The organism is Halovivax sp., from assembly GCA_007119345.1.
Classification (GTDB): Archaea; Halobacteriota; Halobacteria; order Halobacteriales; family Natrialbaceae; genus Halovivax.
The window spans coordinates 1-5,755 of the sequence record SKPV01000062.1 but is presented as its reverse complement, the minus strand read 5'-3'; the positions used below and the strand labels follow the sequence as shown (position 1 = coordinate 5,755).

General features: G+C 72.9%; 8 protein-coding genes. 5 read left to right on the top strand and 3 right to left on the bottom strand.

The window, feature by feature from the left end; all coding sequences use genetic code 11:
* Positions 1–241: 241 nt before the first annotated feature.
* From QZT59_RS04630 to QZT59_RS04620, 3 genes are all read left to right on the top strand, one after another.
* On the top strand, positions 242–376 hold the full coding sequence (locus tag QZT59_RS04630; protein ID WP_290812013.1) for a hypothetical protein: 135 nt from the start codon (positions 242–244) through the stop codon (positions 374–376).
* The gene (locus QZT59_RS04625; RefSeq protein ID WP_290812002.1) at positions 377–940 is read left to right on the top strand and encodes a helix-turn-helix domain-containing protein; all 564 of its coding nucleotides are present in this window, start codon (positions 377–379) and stop codon (positions 938–940) included.
* 274 nt (positions 941–1,214) lie between these two features.
* Entirely contained in the window at positions 1,215–1,526 is a 312-nt protein-coding gene (locus tag QZT59_RS04620) for a HalOD1 output domain-containing protein (protein WP_290811991.1), read from the top strand.
* A 194-nt stretch (positions 1,527–1,720) separates the two neighbouring features.
* On the opposite strand, the gene QZT59_RS04615 is transcribed toward QZT59_RS04620, so the two are convergent.
* On the bottom strand, positions 1,721–2,641 hold the full coding sequence (locus tag QZT59_RS04615) for an alpha/beta fold hydrolase (protein WP_290811980.1): 921 nt from the start codon (positions 2,639–2,641) through the stop codon (positions 1,721–1,723).
* A gap of 195 nt (positions 2,642–2,836) precedes the next feature.
* On the opposite strand from QZT59_RS04615, the gene priL reads away from it, so the two are divergent.
* The gene (gene priL, locus QZT59_RS04610) at positions 2,837–4,000 is read left to right on the top strand and encodes a DNA primase regulatory subunit PriL (protein WP_290811977.1); all 1,164 of its coding nucleotides are present in this window, start codon (positions 2,837–2,839) and stop codon (positions 3,998–4,000) included.
* Between the two features lie 71 nt (positions 4,001–4,071).
* Entirely contained in the window at positions 4,072–4,377 is a 306-nt protein-coding gene (locus QZT59_RS04605) for a hypothetical protein (protein ID WP_290811974.1), read from the top strand.
* 46 nt (positions 4,378–4,423) lie between these two features.
* Here the strand turns inward: QZT59_RS04605 and surE are convergent, their stop codons facing one another.
* A complete protein-coding gene (surE, locus tag QZT59_RS04600; protein ID WP_290811972.1) occupies positions 4,424–5,275 on the bottom strand; it encodes a 5'/3'-nucleotidase SurE in 852 nt (283 codons plus the stop codon).
* A 128-nt stretch (positions 5,276–5,403) separates the two neighbouring features.
* On the bottom strand, positions 5,404–5,676 hold the full coding sequence (locus tag QZT59_RS04595; protein WP_290811970.1) for a hypothetical protein: 273 nt from the start codon (positions 5,674–5,676) through the stop codon (positions 5,404–5,406).
* Positions 5,677–5,755: the final 79 nt, after the last annotated feature.

The following is a 5,755-nucleotide window of genomic DNA, read 5'->3' as shown; positions in this document are numbered from 1 at the left end:
GGGCTCGTCGTCGTTCCGCCGTGGGCGGTCGCGACGGGCGGCGTCGTCGCCGTCGTGGTCGGGACGCTCGCGGCGGCGATCGCGGTGTGGCGGCTCCCGGACGCGACCGCGTGAGACCGCGCCGTCTCCTCGATCACGGCGTCGTCTCCTCGGTCACGGCCCCGACCGCACCCGCCGATTCCGATCACCGAACCGTTACCGGTCGCTGGGTTTTTGTGAGCCCTCGTGGACGTCCGTCGGTATGGTGACCGCGGTCGAGTTCTCGATCCCGGGTGAGCCGTCCCCCTTCGGGCGGGCGTTCGCGGAGATCCCCGAGGCGGACGTCGAGCTCGAGCGCGTGGTTCCGACCGGCGACGGCCCCTGTCCGTACGTGTAGGTGTGCGGCGTCTCGACGGAGGACGTCGAGCGGGCCGTGGCGGCCTCGGGCGAGAACCTCGCGCTCGTCCTCCTCGACGAGGTCGAGGGGGAGGGACTGCGCTACCGGATCGAGCGGCGCGGCGAGGACGGCGCCGCGCTCTCGGCGCTGGTCGACGCGCCGGTGACGCTGCTGTCGGGACGCTGTCGGAACGGATCGTGGACGCTCCGGCTCCGGGCGGTCGGTCACGAGCCGATCGCCGCGTTCCAGGCCGCCTGCGAGTCCGCGGGGATCCCGCTGACGCTGTCCCGGCTGGGACCCCTCGCCGCCGCGGACGGCGACGGCGGGAGCGACCCGACGACGGCCCAGCTCGAGGCGCTCGAACTCGCCTACCGCCGGGGCTACTTCGACGACGCGCGAACGGCGACGCTCGACGAACTGGCCGGGGAGCTCGACATCTCGCGGCAGGCGCTCGCGGGTCGGCTGCGCCGCGGCCACCGGACCCTCCTCGGTCGCCTGTTCGCGACCGGGGCGGACGGGGCGCTGCTCGAGACGCTCGTGACCGGCGCTCGCGAGCCGGAGTGACGGCGCGTCGACGGTCGATGGCGGGTTCGTCGAGCGCGTCGTCGCGGTGGGTCGATGGCGGGTTCGTCGAGCGCGTCGTCGCGGTGGGCCGATGGCGGGTTCGTCCGAGCGCGACGTTGCGGTGGGCCGATGGCGGGTTCGTCCGAGCGCGTCGTTGCGGTGGGCCGATGGCGGAGTCCGTTCGAGCGTGGTCGCCGATCGGTTCGAACCTGCTTACATAACGAAGTTACATAGTAAGGACCATACTCACCCGTCGTACGCCCCTAGAGCCGATATGGTCCCCGCAGACGACGCGTCGACCCCGCCAGGCGCCCAGACGTACGTGACCGAGATCGATCCCGACGAGCGCCCGACCGAGGCGGTCGTCGCGGCCGTCGCGGAGCTCGCCGGCTCGGCCCCCGAGCGGCTCGACCCACTCTACGACGCCGTCGAGCCCGACGCGCTGGACGCGTTCTTCGACCACGCCGGTCGGACGGACGTCCCCCAGCGACTCACCTTCGCCTACGCCGGCTTCGAGGTGACCGTCGAGGGCGACGGCACCCTGCTCGTCTCCCGGGAGCCGACCGCGGTCGGTCGCGGTCGCTGATCCTCTCTCGGGTGTGTCGACGCCCGTCGGTCGGCAGACCGCCGGTGCTCTCGTCGACGGCCGGGCCGGCGATCTCCCGCTGCGGACGGCGCGGCCCCGATCGTCCGTCCACTACCGCCGCCGGTCACGACCCGACCGTCCGTCCGCCTCCGCCGTCGGTCACGATTCGGCCGTCCGTCCGCCTCCGCCGTCGGTCACACCTGCCCGCCCGGCGGATCGCTCGCGGCCACGCGGCCCGTCTCGACCGTCCGGTCGGGCGATGCGAGAAACGTTCGAAGGAGGTCGCCGACGCGGTCGGCGTGCTCGACGGCGAGGGCGTGCGAGCCGCCGTCGATCGGCTCGAGTCGGGCGTCCGGAATCGTCTCGGCGAGGAGCCGGGCGTTCGCGACGGGCACGACGCGGTCGTCGGTGCCGTGACAGACGAGCGTCGGGACCCGGATCCCGCCGACGCGGTCGCTCGCGTCGAAGCCCGTCGTCGCCGCGAACTGGGCCTCTCGGGCCGGCGCCGCGGCGTCCTGCTCGAGGCGCCACTCGACGATCCGGTCGAGCAGGTGCGGATTGCGGTGCAGGAATCGCTCGGCGAATTCGGTCCGCATCCGCCGACGGATCGTCGCCCGGTCGTCGCCGCCACCGGCGGCGAGCAGTTCTTCGCGGGCGTCGTCGGGAATCGCTCCGGCGTCGGCGCCGCCGTGGGACGTGGCGAGCAGCGCCAGCGAGCGCGCGCGGTCGTGGGACAGCGCGTACTCCTGGGCGACCATCCCCCCGAGGCCGATCCCGACGAGGTGGGCCTCCCGGACGCCGGCGTCGTCGAGGACGGCCTCGAGGTCCGCGGCGAGGCCGTCGACGGCGTAACCGGCCAGCGTCGCGATCGCGGGACGGCGCAGTCGGGCGGGCAGCGACGGAATCAGCGGCGGCAGGCCGGTCTCCGAACGCCCCGTCCCGCGGGTATCCGGGGCGATAACGTCGTAATCGCCGCGCAGCGCCTCGCGCTGCCAGCGCCAGGACCACCGACCGAGGCCGACGTCCTGCAGGAAGACGACGGTCTCGGCGTCGTGGGCCTCGGCCTCCTCGCGCTCGTAGTACAGCGAAACGCCGTCTCGGCTCGCGCGGGGCATGGTGGCACCGACGGCGCGAGCGCTCATTAACCCTCCCGATAGCCGTCGACGCCGGCGGCGGCCGAGCGCGCCCTCGCTCGTCGGCTTCGACCGGGAGGCCGGTTCGTTCCGCGATCAGTCCGTTCCGCGATCGGTCGCGAGGTCGACCGGTCGACCGTCGAGTTTATCCCGATCCCCGGACATTCACCGTCACTCATGGAACCGCTGTACGCCCGCTACCCGTTCCGCCGGGACGCGCGGGAGGCGGTCGCCGCGGAGGCCGTCGACCTGGCCACGGTCGTGGAGACGGAGCCCGCGGTCGTCGAGCGCGCCCGCGAGCGGGTCGTCACCGCCCTCGAGGAGGGCGAGGTCGGCGACCCCGTCCGCGATCACCGGACGGAGCTCCTCTCGTACCCCGTCGCCCGCGTGCTCGTCTCGCTCGTCGAAGAACGGGTGCTCGTCCGACGGTACGCCCGGGCGGAGGCGACCGTCGCCCGCGAACGCATCGCCGCCGACGTCGGCGAGACCGCCGAACTCAAGAGCGTCGCGGCCACCGGCCTCGACCTCCCGGCGCTCCTCGCGGAGTTCGACCTCGAGGGGTCGGTGCGCGAGGCGGCGGCGGCCGGTACGGCGGGCCCCGGAGTGGCCGGCGGGGCGGGTTCCGGGGCGGTCGACGCGGCGAGCGGAGGACCCACCGCGTTCGACGCGGCGGCGGAGTACCGGATCGAGGTCGGCGCGTACCTGCCGCTGGCGGCCGACTGCTGGGGCGACGAGTGGCGCCTGGTCAACCGCTCGCTCGCCGACGGCGAGGTGCCCGTTTCCGGCACGGAGCTGCTGACGCTGCTCGGCGAGGCGGTCCGGCGGCGCGTCGAGGAGGGACTGCCGTTCGACGTCCCCGACCCGATCGCGGCGGCCCTCGAGCCCGAGGCCGAGGAGCTCCGGGAGCTGTGCGCCCAGCTCGAGCTCGTCCGCGAGATCGACACCGTCGTCCCCGAGCTCTTCCCGCCGTGCATGAAGGCGCTGCTCGACGACGTCCAGAAGGGCGAGCACCTGCCCCACCACTCCCGGTTCGCGATCACCGCCTTCCTCGCCTCGATCGGGATGACCACCGACGAGATCGTCGAGCTCTACCGGGTGAACTCCTCGTTCGGCGAGGACATGACCCGCTACCAGACCGATCACATCCGCGGGGAGACCTCGCCGACCGAGTACTCCCCGCCCTCGTGCGCGACGATGCAATCGTACGGCGACTGCGTCAACATGGACGACCTCTGCGAGCGGATCCCGCACCCGATGGCCTACTACGAGCAGCGCCTCGACGACGAGGACGAGGACGACCTCGAAGACTGGCGGGAGGCCCGCGAGGAGGCCGAGGGCTGAGTCGGGTTCGTCACGCCAGGAAGCTATCAGCACCGAAATTCGTTTGTGGGTGCGGTGCGGGCTCGACGTCGATGACGGACTCCACGCTCGTCACGCTGGGCGCGGTGGCGATCGCCGTCGCCGCCTTCTGCGTCAGACGGCCCCACGAGATGGCGGACTGGCTCAACTTCGGGAAGCGGATCACCCGGGAGTCCGTGGAGGCCGACGAGCTGCTGCTCGCGCGGGTCGTCACCGGCGCGACCTTCGGCGGGGGGTGGGCGCTCCTCGCGTCCGGCCTCCTGACGCTCGACTGGACGGTCCATCTCGCGGTCGTCTGCGCCATCGTCGGGGGGATCGCCGGCCTGTGGTACGCGATGTTCTTCGACGCGTTCGGGTGATCCTCGACGCCTCGACGCGTTCGGGTGATCCTCGACGGCGGGGCGGTCACACCGGAACGACGCCATCCAGGGCCGCCTCGATCGTCTCGCGCACCGCGGGTTCGTCTCGCACCTCGTAGGGGGCCGAAAGCGGCGAGACGGACACCTTCCCCTCGAGTAGCGCACGCCGGTCCGTCCCCGGGGGATCCGGAATTTCGCCGGCGGCCATGTCCCGCCAGAGCACGTTCGTCAGCTCGAAGCGCCCGTCGCGGTAGGCGGCGTCCATCTCGTAGACCTCCGTGGGACGGGTGACGGCGACGCCCGCGAGTTCGCGGTCGGGCCGGGGGACGTTGACGTTGAGGTAGTCGACGCGCTTTGGGAGGTCGGTCTCGACGACCGCCTCGGTCAGCGCGGCCGCGATCCGGCCGGCGCGTTCGAAGTCGGCGGGGGTCAACTCGCGCTCGTAGCCGAGGGTGTCCATCGAGACGGCGATCGCGGGCGTCCCGAGGAAGGCCGCCTCCATCGCCGCGCTCACCGTCCCCGAGCGCGCGAAGACGAACGCGCCGAGGTTGGCGCCCGAGTTACACCCCGAAACCAGCAGGTCCGGCGTCGGCTTCAGGGCGTTGACGCCGACGATCGCACAGTCACAGGGCGTGCCGTCGACGGCGATCCCGCGCTCGTGGTCGGCGTGCGGGACCGGGCAGGTGAACGTCCCGTCGGCGAAGCTCACCGACAGTTCGACCTCGTCCCCGCCGCCGGCGCGCCCGTAGGAGAGCGACCGGCCGACCGCGCTCCGGTTCTCCCGCGGGGCGACGACGGTCGTCGAGCCGACGGACCCGAGGGCGCCGTCGAGCGCCGCGATGCCGGGCGCGTCGATGCCGTCGTCGTTCGTCAGGCAGATCTCGGGCTCGGCGCGCATCGTCGACACGTGCGGGCCGGAGGGTCATACGCCTGCCCCTTCGTCCGGGCCCGTCCCGATCGGCCGGTCCCGCGAACCCGATCCGGTCGAGTCGAAACTGAGGCGGACGGGGGGTCGGCGTCGGCGGATCAGGCCGACGCGTCCGCCTCGGCGCCGGCGTCGCCCTCGTCGTCGTCCGCGTCCGGCGGCGTCGGGTCCGAGAGGACGAACGCGAGGGCCACGCCGAGGGCGGTCACCAGGAGGATGAAGCCGACGATCGTGGCGATCATGAGGTCCACCCCCTCGTCCCCGAGGGCGGAATCGCTACCGTAGCTGAAGCCGATCCACGCCATGGTCGCGAGCATGGCCAGGACGACGGCGACGGCGGCGACGGCCTCGATGATCCGGTCCCGTTCGAGCATGCGCGCGGCTTTCGCCGGCCGGGACAAAAGCGTGTCGAACGTCGGGTCGTCACGGTCGCACGTCAGTCCGCCACGTTCG